Source organism: Halomonas sp. ND22Bw (assembly GCF_003011945.1).
Lineage (GTDB): Bacteria > Pseudomonadota > Gammaproteobacteria > Pseudomonadales > Halomonadaceae > Halomonas > Halomonas halophila.
In genome coordinates this window covers 22,750-39,240 of record NZ_PXWD01000006.1, presented here as the reverse complement: position 1 = coordinate 39,240, position 16,491 = coordinate 22,750, and the positions used below count along the sequence as shown (strand labels likewise).

The 16,491-nt window shown below is 62.9% G+C and carries 16 protein-coding genes; 4 read left to right on the top strand and 12 right to left on the bottom strand.

Translation table 11 applies throughout. The annotated features are described in order from the left end of the window. Positions 1 to 12: 12 nt before the first annotated feature. A complete protein-coding gene (queG, locus tag CVH10_RS09410) occupies positions 13 to 1,173 on the top strand; it encodes a tRNA epoxyqueuosine(34) reductase QueG (RefSeq protein WP_369335762.1) in 1,161 nt (386 codons plus the stop codon). 53 nt (positions 1,174 to 1,226) lie between these two features. On the opposite strand, the gene orn is transcribed toward queG, so the two are convergent. Next, positions 1,227 to 1,820, bottom strand: a complete 594-nt coding sequence (gene orn, locus CVH10_RS09405; protein ID WP_106488499.1) for an oligoribonuclease — start codon at positions 1,818 to 1,820, stop codon at positions 1,227 to 1,229. Positions 1,821 to 1,904: 84 nt separating this feature from the next. On the opposite strand from orn, the gene rsgA reads away from it, so the two are divergent. From rsgA to asd, 3 genes are all read left to right on the top strand, one after another. Further along, the gene (rsgA, locus tag CVH10_RS09400) at positions 1,905 to 2,939 is read left to right on the top strand and encodes a small ribosomal subunit biogenesis GTPase RsgA (RefSeq protein ID WP_106488498.1); all 1,035 of its coding nucleotides are present in this window, start codon (positions 1,905 to 1,907) and stop codon (positions 2,937 to 2,939) included. Between the two features lie 58 nt (positions 2,940 to 2,997). Continuing rightward, a complete protein-coding gene (locus tag CVH10_RS09395) occupies positions 2,998 to 3,828 on the top strand; it encodes a sulfurtransferase (protein WP_106488497.1) in 831 nt (276 codons plus the stop codon). Positions 3,829 to 3,980: 152 nt separating this feature from the next. Beyond that, positions 3,981 to 4,817: an archaetidylserine decarboxylase gene (asd, locus tag CVH10_RS09390; protein WP_106488496.1), complete on the top strand. Its 837-nt coding sequence runs from the start codon at positions 3,981 to 3,983 to the stop codon at positions 4,815 to 4,817. A 114-nt stretch (positions 4,818 to 4,931) separates the two neighbouring features. Here asd and CVH10_RS09385 read toward each other — a convergent pair whose 3' ends face one another. The 11 genes from CVH10_RS09385 to CVH10_RS09350 form a co-directional block, all read right to left on the bottom strand. Further along, on the bottom strand, positions 4,932 to 5,321 hold the full coding sequence (locus CVH10_RS09385; protein ID WP_106488495.1) for a hypothetical protein: 390 nt from the start codon (positions 5,319 to 5,321) through the stop codon (positions 4,932 to 4,934). A gap of 108 nt (positions 5,322 to 5,429) precedes the next feature. Continuing rightward, positions 5,430 to 6,059, bottom strand: coding sequence for a hypothetical protein (locus tag CVH10_RS09380; RefSeq protein ID WP_106488494.1), 630 nt, complete (start codon positions 6,057 to 6,059; stop codon positions 5,430 to 5,432). 433 nt (positions 6,060 to 6,492) lie between these two features. Next, positions 6,493 to 7,242: a hypothetical protein gene (locus CVH10_RS25315; RefSeq protein ID WP_146142927.1), complete on the bottom strand. Its 750-nt coding sequence runs from the start codon at positions 7,240 to 7,242 to the stop codon at positions 6,493 to 6,495. A gap of 38 nt (positions 7,243 to 7,280) precedes the next feature. Next, positions 7,281 to 7,622: a hypothetical protein gene (locus CVH10_RS25310; protein WP_146142926.1), complete on the bottom strand. Its 342-nt coding sequence runs from the start codon at positions 7,620 to 7,622 to the stop codon at positions 7,281 to 7,283. 63 nt (positions 7,623 to 7,685) lie between these two features. Then, positions 7,686 to 8,462: a hypothetical protein gene (locus CVH10_RS09370; RefSeq protein WP_146142925.1), complete on the bottom strand. Its 777-nt coding sequence runs from the start codon at positions 8,460 to 8,462 to the stop codon at positions 7,686 to 7,688. Continuing rightward, complete coding sequence (locus CVH10_RS25305; protein WP_146142924.1) at positions 8,423 to 8,881, bottom strand: hypothetical protein; 459 nt, start codon at positions 8,879 to 8,881, stop codon at positions 8,423 to 8,425. The genes CVH10_RS09370 and CVH10_RS25305 overlap by 40 nt, the downstream gene beginning before the upstream one ends. 165 nt (positions 8,882 to 9,046) lie before the next feature. After that, the gene (locus tag CVH10_RS25300; protein ID WP_146142923.1) at positions 9,047 to 9,796 is read right to left on the bottom strand and encodes a hypothetical protein; all 750 of its coding nucleotides are present in this window, start codon (positions 9,794 to 9,796) and stop codon (positions 9,047 to 9,049) included. 71 nt (positions 9,797 to 9,867) lie between these two features. Beyond that, positions 9,868 to 13,227 carry a T6SS effector BTH_I2691 family protein gene (locus tag CVH10_RS09365; protein WP_106488491.1) on the bottom strand — a complete coding sequence of 1,120 codons (3,360 nt, stop codon included), beginning with the start codon at positions 13,225 to 13,227 and terminating at the stop codon, positions 9,868 to 9,870. Next, positions 13,220 to 14,143, bottom strand: coding sequence for a DUF4123 domain-containing protein (locus CVH10_RS09360; RefSeq protein WP_106488490.1), 924 nt, complete (start codon positions 14,141 to 14,143; stop codon positions 13,220 to 13,222). The genes CVH10_RS09365 and CVH10_RS09360 overlap by 8 nt, the downstream gene beginning before the upstream one ends. Beyond that, a complete protein-coding gene (locus CVH10_RS09355; protein ID WP_106488489.1) occupies positions 14,144 to 16,198 on the bottom strand; it encodes a type VI secretion system Vgr family protein in 2,055 nt (684 codons plus the stop codon). Position 16,199: 1 nt separating this feature from the next. Then, positions 16,200 to 16,487 (bottom strand): type VI secretion system PAAR protein, encoded by a 288-nt coding sequence (locus CVH10_RS09350; protein ID WP_106488488.1) that lies wholly within the window; start codon positions 16,485 to 16,487, stop codon positions 16,200 to 16,202. Positions 16,488 to 16,491: the final 4 nt, after the last annotated feature.

The window sequence follows — 16,491 nt, the reverse complement described above, 5'->3', positions numbered from 1 at the left end:
GTTTCCTCAATCATGACCCAGCCGTCTCCCCCGGGCGACGCCCCCGATCGTCTCACTCAGCAGACCGACTTGGCTCAGCGGACCGACTTGGCTCAGCAGACCGAATTGGCCGAGCTGGCCGAGCGCATCAAGACATGGGGCCGCGAACTCGGCTTCCAGCAGGTGGGCATCGCCGACGTCGACCTGGCCGAGGACGAGGCGCGCCTGCAGCGCTGGCTCGACGCCGGTCACCACGGCGAGATGGGCTTCATGGCCAAGCACGGCACCAAGCGCACCCGCCCCGCGGAGCTCGAGCCCGGCACGGTGCGGGTGATCAGCGTGCGCCTGGACTACCTGCCGCCGGAGGTGGAAACCACCAGGATGCTGGCGCGGCCGGAGAAGGCCTACGTCTCCCGCTATGCGGTCGGGCGCGACTACCACAAGCTGATGCGCAAGCGCCTGGCGAGCCTGGCCAAGCGGATCCAGGCCGAGATCGGCCCCTTCGGCTATCGCGCCTTCGTCGATTCCGCCCCGGTGATGGAGCGCGGCCTGGCGCGCAAGGCCGGGCTCGGCTGGTTCGGCAAGAACGCCATGCTGCTGAATCCCAAGGCCGGCTCGCTGTTCTTCCTCGGCGAGCTCTACACCGACCTGCCGCTGCCGGTCGACGCGCCCTTCGAGGCCGAGCACTGCGGCAGCTGCAGCGCCTGCCGCACGGCCTGCCCCACCGACGCCATCGTCGAGGACAAGGTAGTCGACGCGCGGCGCTGCATCTCCTACCACACCATCGAGCTGCACGGCGCCATTCCCGAGGAATTCCGCGCCGCCATGGGCAACCGGGTGTTCGGCTGCGACGACTGCCAGCTGGTGTGCCCCTTCACCCGCTTCACCCGGGCCAGCCAGGAGGCCGACTTCGCGCCGCGCCACGACCTGGATCGCGCCGATCTGGTCGCGTTGTTCGCCTGGGGCGAGGAGGAGTTCCTGGACAAGACCGCCGGCAGCCCGATCCGCCGGATCGGCTACGAGCGCTGGCTGCGCAACCTGGCGGTGGGGCTCGGCAACGCGCCCTGGAGCGAGACGGTGGAGGCCGCGCTGCGCGCCCGGCTGGCGTATCCGTCGGATCTGGTCCGCGAACATGTGCGCTGGGCGCTGGCGCGTCAGAAGGAGAAGCGGCAACGGGTGATTGCCGCGGGCTGAAAGCGGCACAGCAACCGTCACGGGGTCAGACCCCACATCCTCCTGAAGTGGGCTTACTCCTCCTCGTCGCCGTCCTCGTTCTCGAGCCGCAGGAAGGTCTGGCGATAGTGCGCCAGCTCGGCGATCGATTCCTTGATGTCGTCCATCGCCAGGTGGACGTTGCGCTTGCTGAAGCCGACCAGCGCGCCCGGGTTCCAGCGCTTGGCCAGTTCCTTGACGGTCGAGACGTCCAGGTTGCGATAGTGGAAGAAGGCCAGCAGCTCGGGCATCTCGCGCTCGAGGAAGCGGCGGTCCTGGTGGATGCTGTTGCCGCACATCGGCGAGCTGCCCGGCGCCACGTGCGCCTTCAGGAACGCCAGCGTCTCCTGCTCGGCCTTGGCGGTGTCGACGGTGCTGGCCTTGACCCGCGAGACCAGCCCCGAGGCGCCGTGGGTCTTCTGGTTCCAGTCGTCCATGCCCTCGAGCAGGGCGTCCGGCTGGTGGACGGCGATCACCGGCCCCTCGGCGACCACGTTGAGCTCGGCGTCGGTGACCAGGGTGGCCACCTCGATGATGCGTTCGCGGTTCGGGTCGAGCCCGGTCATTTCCAGGTCGATCCACACCAGGCGCTGGGTGCGCGGATCCTGGGCATCTTGGTTCGCGGCCATGGGACATTCCTTGGTCGTGCGGCCGGCGACAGCCGGCCCCGTTGATGAGTACAATGCCGCCATTGTACCGACCTTCGGGCCCTCATGAGCAAACGCAAGTTGACCCGCCAGCAGCGCTGGCGCATCGAGAAGATCCAGGCCGAACGCGCCAAGCGCGCCGAGAAACGCGGCCAGCAGGATGCCGACAAGCTCGACGCCGGCGAATACGGCGCCGAACGGCCCGGACGAGTGATCGCCCACTTCGGCCGCACCCTGGACGTGCGCCCGGAGGGCGACGGCGACCCGGTCCGCTGCCACCTGCGCGCCAACCTGGAGGGGCTGGTGACCGGCGACCGGGTGATCTGGCGCGCCGGCGAGGACGGCAGCGGCGTGGTGGTGGCCCGCGGCGAGCGCGACAGCGTGCTCGAGCGCCCCGATCCCCGGGGCCAGCTCAAGCCGGTGGCCGCCAACATCGACCAGATCCTGATCGTGTTCGCCGTGGAGCCCGAGCCCCACGCCAACCTCATCGACCGCTACCTGGTGGCCGCCGAGGCCACCGGCATCGCGCCGGTGCTGGTGCTCAACAAGGCCGACCTGCTGCCCGATGACGGCGGCGAGCTCGGCGCGCTGCTGGCACGCTACGCGGCGCTGGGCTATCCGGTGGTGACCACCAGCACCGCCCGCGACGGCGGCCTGGACACCCTCCGGCGGCGGCTGGCCGGCCGCACCTCGGTGTTCGTCGGCCAGAGCGGGGTCGGCAAGTCCTCGCTCATCGACCGCCTGCTGCCGTTTGATTCGCTGCGCATCGGCGCGCTGTCCGAGGACTCGCGCAAGGGCCGCCACACCACCACCACCGCCCGGCTCTACCGCTTCGCCTCCAGCGAACAGGACGACACCGAGGCCGGCGAGCTGATCGACTCCCCGGGCATCCGCGAGTTCGGCCTGATCCATCTGGACGAGGATCAGGTCGCCGAGGGCTTCATCGAGTTCCGCGAGCACCTCGGTCGCTGCCGCTTCCGCGACTGTCGTCACCGCAAGGAGCCGGGCTGCGCGCTGCTGGCCGCCGTCGAGAGCGGCGAGATTCACGCCGACCGCTTTGCCAGCTACCGCCGTATCGTCGATAGTCTCGAAGAGAGCTGAGAGCACAACGGCATGCCCGAGCCAGGACGTTAAGGCCAGAAAGATCAAGGAGAGCCCCATGAGTTCAGAAGACAACCTGCTGCCGCTGATCGTCGAGCCCGAGCAGCTCGAAGCGCAGCTGGACGCCCCTTCGCTGCTGATCATCGACGTGCCGCTGAAGGCCGAGAGCCATGAGCAGGGCCACGTGCCCGGCGCCGTCTATCTGGACCCCAAGCGGCTGCTGCGCGGCGAGGGCGACGTGCCCAACGAGGCGCCGGACGCCGAGGCGCTGTCGGCGCTGTTCTCGTCGCTGGGGCTGACCCGGGATACCCACGTGGTGGCCTACGACGACGAGGGCGGCGGCTGGGCCGGCCGGCTGCTGTGGACCCTGGAGCTGATCGGCCACACCCGCTACTCCTATCTCAACGGCGGCATCCACGCCTGGCGCGCCGCCGGGCTGCCGACCTCCACCGAGACGACCGCCCCCGCGCCGAGTGACTATCGGGCCGAGATCCTCCATCCCGAGGTGGCCATCGACCGCGTCGAGCTGAGCGAGCGCCTGGGCGAGAAGGGCTTCGCGATCTGGGACGCCCGCACCCGCGCCGAATACGACGGGGAGAAGGGCGACAACAAGCGGCTCGGCCATATTCCCGGCGCGGTGAACCTGGACTGGCTCGACGCCATGGACAAGGCGCGCGACCTGCGCATCCGCGACTACGCGGAGCTCATCACCGAGCTCGAGACGCTGGGCCTGACGCCGGATATGGAAGTGGTCACTCACTGCCAGACCCACCACCGCAGCGGCCTCACCTGGCTGGTGGGCAAAGCGCTCGGCTTCGAGAAGATGCGCGCCTATCCCGGCTCCTGGAAGGAATGGGGCAACCGCGACGACACGCCGATCGAGAAATAAGCGGCAAGACGCGGCTGCGCCGCTTTAAGAAGGCCGATTGAAGAAGGAAGACCGGCGCTTCGCGCCTGGAAGAGGGAAGCACACCCAATCACTGTCTTCCTTCTTCTCTCTTCCCTCTGATCACTCATGCAACTGACCGGAACGCTTCCTTCGTGACCCCAGCCAAGCTGTTCGCCCTGATCCAGTATCCCCTGCCCCACCACCTGCTCTCGCGGCTGATCGGCCGGCTCGCCGACTGCCGCCTGCCGTGGCTGAAGGACGTTCTGATCCGTGCCTTCATCCGCCAGTTCAAGGTGGACATGGGTGAGGCCCATGAGCCGGACCCGAGCGCCTACCCGAGCTTCAACGAGTTCTTCACCCGGCCGCTGAAGGACGGCGCCCGCCCCATCGGCGAGGGGCTTGTCTCGCCGGCCGACGGCACCCTCTCCCAGTTCGGGCGCCTCGAGCACGGCCGGCTGATCCAGGCCAAGGGCCACGACTTCACCGCCGCCGACCTGCTGGGCGGCGACCTGGAGGCCGCCGGGCGCTATCGCGACGGCAGCTTCGCCACCGTCTATCTCTCGCCCAGCGACTACCACCGCGTGCACATGCCGGTGGCCGGCACGCTCAAGGAGATGGTCTACGTGCCGGGCCGGCTGTTCTCGGTCAACGCCGCCACTACCCACCACGTGCCCAACCTCTTCGCCCGCAACGAGCGCCTGGTGTGCCACTTCGACACCGAGCACGGCCCCATGGCACTGGTGCTGGTCGGCGCCATGATCGTCGCCGCCATCGAGACCGTGTGGGCAGGGCAGATCACGCCCCTGCCCCGCGGCGACGTGCAGCGCATCCGCTTCGACACCCCGGTGCATCTCGAGAAGGGCGAGGAGATGGGCCGCTTCAAGCTCGGCTCCACCGTGGTGATGACCTTCGCCGAGCCGGTGGACTTCGACAGCCTGGAGAGGGAGCGGACGGTCAGGATGGGCCAGCGGCTCGGCGAGTTCGACTGACACCAACCGCCCGGCTCCCTGCTTCACCATCGAGCCACCAACGAACAGGGCCCACTCGTATGAGTGGGCCCTGTCGTTAGCGGCCGATCATGTCACGTCACGATCGCCATAGGCTCAGCTCGAGCGCTCCAGCGCGATCTCGACCGGCGAGCGCACGGCCTTCTTCGGCTTGCCCAGGATTTGAGCGCCCAGGGCGAGTATGAAGATCCCCGCAAAGACCGGCGTCGGAATCTTGCCGAAGAAGTGCAGCGCCAGGGTGGCCAGGATGACCGGCACCGTCACCAGCACCACGCGAGAATACTTCTTCGCCGCCTCTTCCATCTGGCGAAGATGGCTGGACAGCGTCTCGCGCGACGCCCCCGCCACGAGATCGTCGGCCCCGCACTTGGGGCACTCGGCCGTCTCGTTGCGCAGCAGACGCAGCGCATTGCGATGCCGCAGACCGACCCGTTCCTTGCATGCCGGGCAGACATAGGTGGCGACCTTGATACCCGAATCTTTCATGATGATGTTCCCACGCTGTTGTCTTCGAACGCTCGCGCACTCCATATCCCATGGGGCACGCTGACGAGATGCCTGCCACGCGCCCCGATGTGGCTTTCGAGGTGGCATTCACGCCACAGGAGGCAGGCTCTGCGACGCTTCCCGGCCCTGGTAAAGCACCCTGTGGAGCTTGTTACGCCCGAGCGATTTGACCATGGGCAAGACCAGAAGACTAGACGGCGCGGTGGGCAAGGCCCCGACAAACAGCAACAGCATGGCGGGAATGGACCACTTCTCCCGCCCGGGGCGATAGGCGTGTGCCATCAGCGCCAGGCCCGAGAGCGCGAAGGCTACGCAGGCCAGCAGATAGGGATAGAGGAACTCGGCGCCGTTCGCTTTCGTGTAGTAGAAGCCGACCAGAGCAATCAAGGCGGCATAGGCTAACGCGCAGAACGCTCCGAACTCATAGCCCTCCTCTTTTTCGACGATCTCCCGCTCCTTCAGGAAGGCCAACAGCGCGGCGCGATGCTCGCCCGCGTGCTTGAGATTGACCATGCTCTCCTTGGGATTCATCAGGAAAAGCGGCTTGTTGCTCGCGTTACGAATCTCACCGGCATGCGCTTCGCTGGGATCCTCGGTCTTGCGACCGCTCTTCTTCCTCAGCACTAGCGTGAGCGATTCATCATCGGCCCGCAGGCGCTGATAAAGCGAGTCCATGAACTCGGCATCAAAGGACTTTCTGGCCGTCAATGGCAACATGTAAAACCTCCCTGTACAGCGATATCACTGACAATATACAGATTCAAAAAGGCATCGCCTTTTATTGTCACACAGCTTCACGCCACCATCACCAATCCCCTTCTCATCATCCTACCCTTCTTACTTCCCTGATGGGCCAACCGCTCGATGAACACAGCAGCTATCACCGGGGCACAGAGGTGAGTTGCGACAGGCTCCCTGCATTGGACAGATGATGATATTGCCTGCCGGGAAAGGAGTGATATCTCCGGCGCGATGGGGCTGAGCCATATCGGGTCTGGGAATTTCAGTTTCTTTGGCAGACATGCGTGAGCCTTGAAGAACGCTACCGCCGGGGCAGACGACAGCGCACCTTCTCTGGCGAGAATCGAGGAGCACGGTGTCCTTGCCGCGCGAATTATCATTTATACTTTTAATTTTCTGAGAAAGTCTCTCACTCGGCTGAAACCGAATTCACAACCAGCTTTCTCTCAATAAACTCAATATCAGACGTCACACTTTTGACAAAATCCAAAACCTTTTCCACCTCACCTTTCTTGCAATATAACTTCTGATACATGGAGTAGGTGCCGCCGCCATGATTCTTATCAAACGTCATCTTTAGCCCGATGAGCCTACGCTTTTTCCATAGCACTATCTCTTCAATAGAATCCCAGCTTCTATTTTCATGCCTCTCGGCCCGCACCATAGAATGGTACTCTTTTGAGTTACCTACGCATAGCGCGATCAAACCGAATCCCGCTGGCCCCACTGCACCGACAAGAAAATAAGGATTGAAAAGTGCAGCAATTACAACGGCAATCCCCGAGACAATAGCCGTCCACTTCATGACGGGCTTGACCGTGTCGATTTGTGGTTTCCAAGAGACCCTTTCATACCCCTTATTTGTGAGACGATAAGCATTGATAGACGTCTGATGCGTCATACTCATTCCAATTGGAAAAAAAGACAAAAACAAAAGAAGAAACCCTTTTGTCGCCCAATCAAAAACAAACTCCCTTTCTACAGCCAGCAGGTAATAAAAGAAAACAGCCTGTGAAGCCATGACAGAAAAAAAAATAATATTAGCAACCATGGTATCGTAATCACGCACCCTAATCTGCCAACTCATCACCTCAGGCTCATCCAAACGCTGCCAAGGTATCTCAGGCAGATAATTTCTCTTTGGCCGCACAAACCACATAACGCACTCCTTAAAAATAATACACGAGATAAAAGCTGCTAAGACACTACAACCCTCAAAGAATTAGTCAGCGCTTTACGCACCGCCACATTATCCGCCAACTCAACACTAAAGCCACCCTCATCGGCCTTAGGTTTATGGAAGATAAAATCTGCCATATGAGACGATTTCAAGAGTGAATCCGGGTAATCGATCGATAGCGTGAAGGAATCCCCCGGCGCCTGCACCTCGGCCGGCAACCAGGCCTGCCATACGCGAGCTTCATGAGTCTCATAGGCCGCTTCACCGGAATCAGGGACAGGTACTGAATTACTGCCTTGAAGCACGCTACCGCCGGGGCAGGCGCCAATGCGCCTTCCCTGGCGGAAATGGATGGGCACGGCGTCCTTGCCGTGCGTTGCACAGTGTCTCGGTAACGCGGTCAGCGCCGAGACTTGAGAGGTTCAGCGCCGTGAATCGTGCTGGTCGGAAGCGTCATCCGACGAGGCCGCCGCGGGACGCTCCACGAAACGCGCGTTCTTGGTCGGCGCATGGGCGTAGGCATTCACGTCTTCGGGCTCGGCGGTGTAGCTGTCCTCGTAGCCCGGTACCGACTGAGCCATTAGATCGGGGCGGCTACCCCAGGGGGCGGCGTTCACCTTCTGGTGATGCTCATCGCGAAGGCGGTTCAGCTCCTTTTCGTCCACCCTGGCATAGAGGTCACGCCAGTAGGTGGCCGGGCGGCCGCGCTTGCCGGTCTCATCGAAGGCTCGAGTGGTCGGGTCGAGATGACGGAACGGCTCCAACCGGGGAATGTCCGGCAACGGCTGGCTGACGTCCATGAAGCGGCTCAGCATGTCCCACATGGCGTAGCGCTCGGCGATGCTTCCGGTATCGGTGGGAAAGGTGAATTCCAACGGCAGGCCGTTACGCTTGTCCTTGCTGAACTGCGGATAACGATGGCGCACCTTGAGGGTGTGACGCTGGTTGCCCTTCATGTCCGCGGCCATCTCGATAAAGGCATCGAACTCGTAGAAGGGAAAGCTTCCCTGAAAGCTCTTGACCATACCGGAGCGGCGGCAGAAAGCGACATCATCCGACCAGTTCTGGTTACTCTTGTAGAAACGAATGCTCTGAGTTTCGTAGAGCTTTCTTAGCACAGTGCATACCCCACAAATCACCACTACGATCGCTAGCGGCGTTAGCGCTGCCAAGATGGTATCCGCGGCAAAAAGAAACAAGATGGTTCCAACCGCCGTGACGCCACTAAAAAGCCACCCCCCTTTTTTCCTCCTGGACCAATAAAACTAAAAAGATGGATCCAGAAAACGAACCAAAAACGAAAAAAGCGATAGATAAGACTGATTTTCTCATCGATGAACTGCGACCAGCGCATCTCATTAATCATTGTATGGTCGTGAAAATCTGACTCACCCATGTACTTATAGTTGCGATACCAAGCTTCCGAATACTCATATTCATACTCTGACGGATTAACGCCAATATAATGTCCCCAAGGCAGGCGCGCTATATCGAAGGCGTCACCTAGCTTGCCGAGGGTTCCCTTGGGCGGCGGCGGTGCCTGCCGAGGAATACGATCGGCCGTAAAGGCCGTCTCCTCGTACCCTTGCTGCTCTTCCGGCTGCACGGCATCGGTCATGTCCTGCCTCCTTGCTTGTTCCAGCGCCTCCGACCGGCTCGGCCATAAGCCACGCTACCGCCGGGGCAGACCGCAGCGCACCTTCCCTGGCGGAAATATTGAGTTACCGACGTCCTTGCAGTGCTGCTTTTGCTTGACTGATAGGTGGTTTTTCAAAAACGAAGGCTAAATCGCCATCCCCCCTTCAAAAACCTCCATCTTTCTTTCTACATAAGGTACCTCCGACACCTTCTCTCTTATAAAGGCGACTCGCTTATCTTCCTCACCTTTTTTACAATGCAAGGTGCGATACCCATTCTGTGTAACACCTTCACTTGTATGAAAGGTAAACCGAAGCCCAATCAGCCGACGTTTCCTCCACAGCGCCACTTCTTCCACATCGCCCCATGAAGCGCTGCAATGCTCTGCCCCCCTCACAAGTTTCTGGTAACTACTGGCATTACCCATTGATAATGCAATCAATCCAAAACCAGCCGGACCAACTGCACCAAGAATAAAATAAGGATTGAAGAAGGTGGCCACCAAAACGGCAATACCGGAAACTATCGCTGTCCACTTCATCACCGGCTTCACCGAATCAATCTGGGGTTTCCATGAGAACATCTCATATCCTTTATCCGTCAAGCGATAAACGATAATTGAGGTTTGATGACTCATGCTCATCACTATGGGCATCATGAGAATAGCCATCACAATTAATAACATTGAATTTTCATCAACAACGCCACCACCCTGAAAGTAAACCAAAGCCCAGATAAACCCCCCTACAAGAAGGTAAGTACCAAAGAAAACCATATTCCCTACAAGGGTGTTATAGTCACGCACCCGAATTTGCCAGCTCATCACCTCTGGCTCATCGACACGTTCCCAGGGCATCTCAGGCACGTAATTTTTCTTTGGCTGAATAAACCACATCACACGAACACCTTTTCAAAGATACTGAATCAAAAACACTTACATACTAACCGCAACCGTCCCGCATAAATTCAAGCCGGGACCGTCAGATTGAACAGTCGGCCCATCGCTTGCCGAACAGGGGCGTTCTCCACCGGCTCCAGGGTAAAACCACCCGCATCTGCCTCTGGCTTATAAAACACAAAGTCAGCGCCATTAGGGGAGTTCAGTAGCGTCGCCGGATAATCGATCGACAGCGCAAATTCCGCCTCAGGGGCTTGTACATCGGCAGGCAGCCAGGCCTGCCAGACGCGTGACTCCTGCGGGCCGTAGTCCGCCACTGCCGGCAGTTCATCGGGCGATCGTGCAGATCGATCCGCGAAACTTGAGGCCGGCGCCCAGAAGCCTCGGCTCGCATTATGAGAGAGCTTGAGCTTTTCCCCCGCCAGCATCGAGGGCAGCGCAATCTTGAGCCAGTACCCTTGATGGACCTGAACCGGTGCCCGCCCCCGGTAGCCAAGCCTGGTCACCGGCTCCAGGCGGGCCGATGGCTGGTAGAGGGTTTCCAGCAAGGCGCGCCATTCGTCAGCTTGACCTTCATCATCATCTGACCAATGGGGGGACTTACCCCAGCCGCTCCGGTAGAGCCAGAGACGAATGCCCTCGCGATGATAATGTCCGGCGATAAAGGAGGAGAAAAGATACACCACCCCGACGATGGCAATGGCCCAGACCATCCAAGGTGCCATGATCCAAGCGAAAGTGATCCACCTGCCCAACAGGGCTCCAGCAAACTGAGCACCTGTTAACCCCCCCATAACGCCGCTACTTGCCATTTTCGCTTTTAACGACAAGCTCTCTTCCGTGCTGGTAGAGTCTTCTAACTGACCATAAATCTGCCAGGTTTCTATACCAGCACCAATTGCCCCAAACACCGCCATACCGGCCACACGGGTGGTCAGTTTGGCAGCCGTGCGAGCAAAGGACATATTCTGCGCGACTCCACGCCACTGACGAACGCCAGCCCTAGCTACCGCTCTAGGCTTATCAAATATTTCAGCCGTCTGAGACAACGCATGCTTATTCCAGTACGGCATCACCCATAGCGCCATCACCGCATTGGTGGTGTACCCCAAGCCGCTGATCAGGGATTGCCGGGCATTACTATCCATGCCGTCGCGCTCGATGGTGGCGAGGGTGTTGCCCACGTTCAGCAGGTTCAGTCCGGCGATCAACAGCGGCAGCCCACCACCATAGCGATTCATCCACCCCTGCATTCGAGCCCGGGCAGCGGCGGCGCCTTCCTGAAGCTTGAGCCGATTCTGTTCGCGCAGCTCATCAAAGCCGAGCGTTTCGCTCGGCCCACCGGAGCTTCCTGCCTGATGAGCGACGAACTGCTTCGGCTCACGGGTCATCAGCTCATCGAGCTCCTGCTGCTGGCCATTGAGATCCTTCAACTGCGCAGCACGATCATGTGGCGCAGCCGGGCGTGCCAGAGCCCCTCTCAGGCCGCGAATGCTGTTTTGACGGCGCACGACATTACCCCGCCAACGACGGTGGCGAGCCATGAAGTCGTCATCGCGGACCAGTTGAGTGCTCTTTGTGGCATTGTCGGGATGCACGAAAGCCGCTTGCATGGTCTGGGAGAGCCCCTGAGCAAGACGCTCGGCACCGACTGAAGCGCCCGCGCCCACCGCAGGCAACACTTGGTAGGCTAGCCCTTCCCAAGCGAGCTTGGTCGGGCCTTGCACGGCCGTGACCAGAGTGTCCAGAAACTCCTGGATATGCGGCGCCAGCGCCTTGAAAGCCTGGCTGTCGCGTACTGCATCGAGGTCGAGCACCGACTTGATCTCGTTGGCCCGAGAAGCCACGTTTGAGGCGTCCGATACCGATGGGCCACCCGCCTCTTCGGCCTCGATAAAGTCATGTGCCACTCGGGTGAGAGCCTGCTCCAGTTCCGGCGAGAAGTTGAACAGAGCAAGTCCCACCAGGTTATCGCGCCGACGGGCTCTCTCGGTGAGCCATTGCTGCCCTTCCTCACTGGCACCGAGTGCCTCGCTCACCATCCGTGTGAACTCGATGAGTGCCCGAGTCTGCAACACATTGCAGCCATCGAAGCACAGTGCCTGGGCCGATGTCGGCAGGCGATCCAGCCAAGAGGTCAGGTCCTCGCGATTGCGACGGCAATGCACCTGCAGCCGCTCGAGTTCTGGCTGCAGCTCATCGATGAAGGCCAGTGCGCCTTCGTAATCCACGTCGTTGCGCCAGATCGCCTTGGCCTTCCACTCCCGAAAGTCGTCATCGTCGCGAGGTCCGACCCCAAGCTCGGCCAGCTCGGCTTCGTAAGCTTCCAGCTGAGCCTGACGGTTACTGGCATTGGCATTCGCGCGGATCGCCGAATCGAAGGGGCTACCCCGGTTAACCGCCGTCGACAGCTCGTCGCTCTGTTTTAGGCGATAATGCTGGTCCAGCAATTCGATAGCCCGGCGCTGTTGCTCGGGATCGTCACGCACGGCTTCGGGAAGATCGCTCTCATCGATACCGCACAGCCGCTGCACCATCAGTGCAGTATTGAGGCGATGCCCATGCTCGTCTTCGAACTGCTCGCGGGCCATTTCCACACCCAGCAGCTGCATGGTCAGGTCGTTGGCAATGCCAAGATCGTCATCCAGCGCCACGAACAGGGCCTCATCCTTGTCGGGCACCTGGGCCAGCACCGCGTCCTGGCTGATCTCGGGCTTGAATGCCAGGGCGGTATAGGCCGACTCTTCCGATCCTTCCTGCTCTTCCTCGATGAGCGCTCGCGTCATCACCGTGGCGGATTCGAAATCGCGAGCCGCCCCCTGCGGCGTCACATCGGCCACGTGCTGGCCAAGCTCCGTCAGCGGCCCCACATGGGCAACGCTGCCGGGTGCCTCGACGGCCGAGCGCACGTCGAGCTTGCGCATGAAGCGCTCGCGGGAGTCCACGTTCGAGCGCAGGTGCTCGCAGATGCGCCAGGTCCATTGCACCGAGGAATAGGCCAGCCAGATACTGCTGCGGCAGGGGTACAGCAGGTACGGCTTGCTCTCGCCACCACCATCCCCCTCGCGCACGTCGGGGCGGGTCTCGTTGATGTTCTCGGGCCAGACGATGCGCGTGAACCGATGCCCCTCGATGCGATACTCGTGGAAGGTGCGGTCCACCTCATCCCAGACGTACAGCCAGCCGTCACGCAGCTGACGCAGGCAATAGCTGCGCGTCTGCAGGGCCGGATAGCCGTGATCGTCCCAGCCCTCGGCCAGCGGGTGTGGCCCCTGGATGTCCTCGGGCTCGCTCGCCGTTTCATCGATGGCATAGCGCACTGGGAAGATGGCGCCCTCGCGATTCAGCGGGCACATACTCGCTGAGCCTAACGGGGTTTCGCCGAATTCGGCATCGCGCGCGTCCTGCTGGGCGTGTCGATCAGACATGGGATGACGTCCTTGTGGTCCGGTTTCCATTCTGCTGGTCCGCCGCCTCCGAGCGGCTCCAGTCATCGAGTGCATAGAGCTGCTGCTGGCGGGGCAGCTCGCCCCGAGGCGCGTCGTCCGCCACCCAACGCGCGTAGAGGCCATCGCTCGCCGTCATGAACGTCTCCCCCCAGCACAGGGCAAGCTCGCACCAGATGGCGAACTGGCGTTCGGTCTGTGCCCCCCAGGCCTGGGCATCATCCAGACGGGCGTCCAGCCAATCGCCGCGCCGGTCGAGCGGCACCTCCGCCCAAGCCTCACCGAGATGGCGGCTGAAATACGCCGATAGTCGCTCCTTGAACTGCCAGCGCGCCACCGCCTCCAGCGCCTCTTGCTGCGGCGCGCCCATCATAGCGGGCACAGGCGTCCCCCGCCCTGCCTCCAGCACTGAAGACTCGCTCGCTTCGAAGACTCGCCATTGCGGCGCGGCCGTCGCGCCCCAGGCCGGGGCCCAGTGTGCCACTCGCCAGGCGTGGATGGGGCCCATGACCTCGGCCGGCACGATGTCGCCGAAGCTCGCCAGCCAGTGCCGCAGCACCAACGGGTCGGCGAACCTCACCAGCCGGGAGATGCCGTCGATCTCCGCCTCGACGAATCGAAGCAGATGGTCGCCCAGGGCCTCGGTGGTCGCCGAAGCGGTCAGCAGCGACATGGCGCGGGTTCGCTCGCCGTCGCCCTCGGCCAGGATCTCGTCGACGAAGCCCCGACCCCGCGGCGCCACCAGAATCGGCCCCTGCTCGGCAAGATCCTTGAAGCGCGTCATCAGGTAGAGCGGCTCGATCTCGGCCAGATCGTCTCGCGCATAGAGCCGCCTGAGCGCATCCGGGTAGCGCACCCCATCCACCAGGACATGCGTGATGCGATCCGACCGTATCATCTAGCCTTTCCCCTGCTCGCCGGCCGCCTCGCAGATCTCGCAGCTGGGCGGCGCCTTGAGCATCGAAGTGAGCTGGGCCCGGTGGCGAATCGGCGCCACGATCGTATGGCTCTCCTCCGTCGCCTCCCCCGGCAGGATCGGCGCCTGGGCGCTCTGGCCGGTGCCACTGCCGGGGCTGCCGCCGGAGTTGATCTTCACACTCGGCCCGACGATGGTCACGCCACTGGGATCGAGCTTCACGAAGCTGCCGCCAGCCTTGAGGGTGATCTCGGCGCCGGCCTCGACCACTACCTTCATGCCGGCCTTGTGGTGCACCTCGCTGCCGGCCTCGACCAGCTGGGCGCGGCCGATCTTCTCGTGGCGGGTCTGGCCCACGGTGAGATGATCGTCGCCGTCGACCTGGGTGCGCCGCTCGCCGTGCACGGTGTGGTGGTCGTCACGGTCGATCTCGGTGATGCGATCCCGCTTCACGGCCAGGTGGCTGTCGCGGCGGATCTCCTCGGTACGGTCGTTCTCGGTCAGCAGTTCCAGGTCCTTCTGGGCGTGCAGCCAGATCTGTTCCTGGTCGTGCTGGTCCTCGAAGCGCAGCTCGTTGAAGCCCTCGCCCTGGTGGGTCTGGGTGCGCAGCACGGTGCGCGTCTTGTGCTCCGGCAGCGAATACGGCGGCGTGTTGACCGCGTGGTAGGTGCGCCCGGTGATCAGCGGCTGGTCCGGGTCGCCCTCGAGGAAGGAGACGATCACCTCGTGGCCGATGCGCGGGATCGCCATCATGCCGTAGCCGCCGCCGGCCCAGCCCTGGCTGACGCGCAGCCAGGCGCTGGCGGTTTCATTGGGCTCGGCGTAGCGGTCCCAGGGGAACTGGCAGCGCACCCGACCGTGCTCGTCGCAGTGGATCTCCTCGCCCTCGGGGCCGACCACGAAGGCCACCTGGGGGCCGTCGACCCGCGGCTTGGGCCGCGGCGCGGGACGCCAGGCGGCATCGTCCGGGGTCAGGCTCAGGGTGTTGTGATACCGCGTCATGCCGTCGGCCTGTACGGCATCCTCGCCCAGTGCCTGCGGCTGCTCGCCCTGGTGGACCACCTTGACGACCTGCCAGCCGCGGTTGAACTCGCCGACGTCGTGGTCGGCCAGGGTGAAGCGCGCGCCCGGGGTGAGTTCGGGCAGGTCGCTCTCGCCGTCGAGGGTCAGGGCATCGTGGCGGAGGTGCTCGAGCCGGTGGCGGGTGAAGGCACGGCCCGAGGCATCGGCCTTGTAGCGGCCCGGGTAGTCGTAGTGCTCGTAGTCCTCGCGCTGGCTGTGCTGCTCCAGCCGCTGGCCCTGGTGGTCGTGCAGCTGCGCATAGGCCGGCTGCTTGAACGAATAGTCCTTGAGCTGGGCCCGCGCCGGGCGCACCCGGGCGGTCTGGGTCAGCCGCCGTAGGTGCCGCTGGGGCGGCGTGCCGCCGGCGCGATGGTGATAGCGGCGCTCGCCGAGGCCGGTGAGCACTTGGGGATCGTCGGCGAACACCAGTCGATGGGCACCGAGATCGGCGTCCTCGAACTCATGGAAATAGAACAGCCCCTCCTCGGCGGCCAGGCGCTCGAGGAACTCGAGGTCGGTCTCGCGGTACTGCACGCAGTACTCGCGCTCGGCGGGCTCGCGTGTCACCGCGAAGGCCACGTCGGTCAGGCCGCGCTCCTCACACAGAGTGTTGAGGATCGTGAGCGGCGAGACGCGCTGGAAGATGCGCGAGTTCTGGCGCAGCGAGAGCCGCCACAGCGAGGGGCGGATCACCACCTCGTAGAAGCTGCGGCGATGGCCGCGGTCGCCGCGGCCGAACTCGGCCACGATACCGTGGACCCGGCGCTGGGCCACGCCGTCCTGCCACACGGTCAGACTCGCCGGGCGGTCGAGCAGCGCCTCGGGCGAGAGGTCGGCGGCCCGGCTGGCGAAGCTCACCCGCAGGTGGAAGGGCGCCGAGAGCGCCTCTTCATGGGTGAAGTCGACGACGGCCAGATCGGCGTCCTCGGCCCCCGTGAGGCTCAGGGTGAACTGCAGTCCGCTACGGTCGGCCATGTCAGCTGCCCTCCCCGCTGGCGGTGCCGATCACCACGCCGCCACAGTCCACGCCATGACCGGTGAGCGCCACCGGCTTGCCGTCGACCAGGATGCTGCCCGAGCCGGCGGCGATGGCGCGCGGGTGGGGGCCGTGATTGGGCTTGTCGTGGGGCTCCAGCGGATCGCCCAGGCGCGCCACCGGCTTGCCGTCGATCATCGTCGTCGGGCTGCCGGCGATCACCGGCGTGGGCGGAAAGCCCTCGTGGTCGGTGCCGAGATCCCCCAGCAATACGAACTTGCGTCCCATGCGT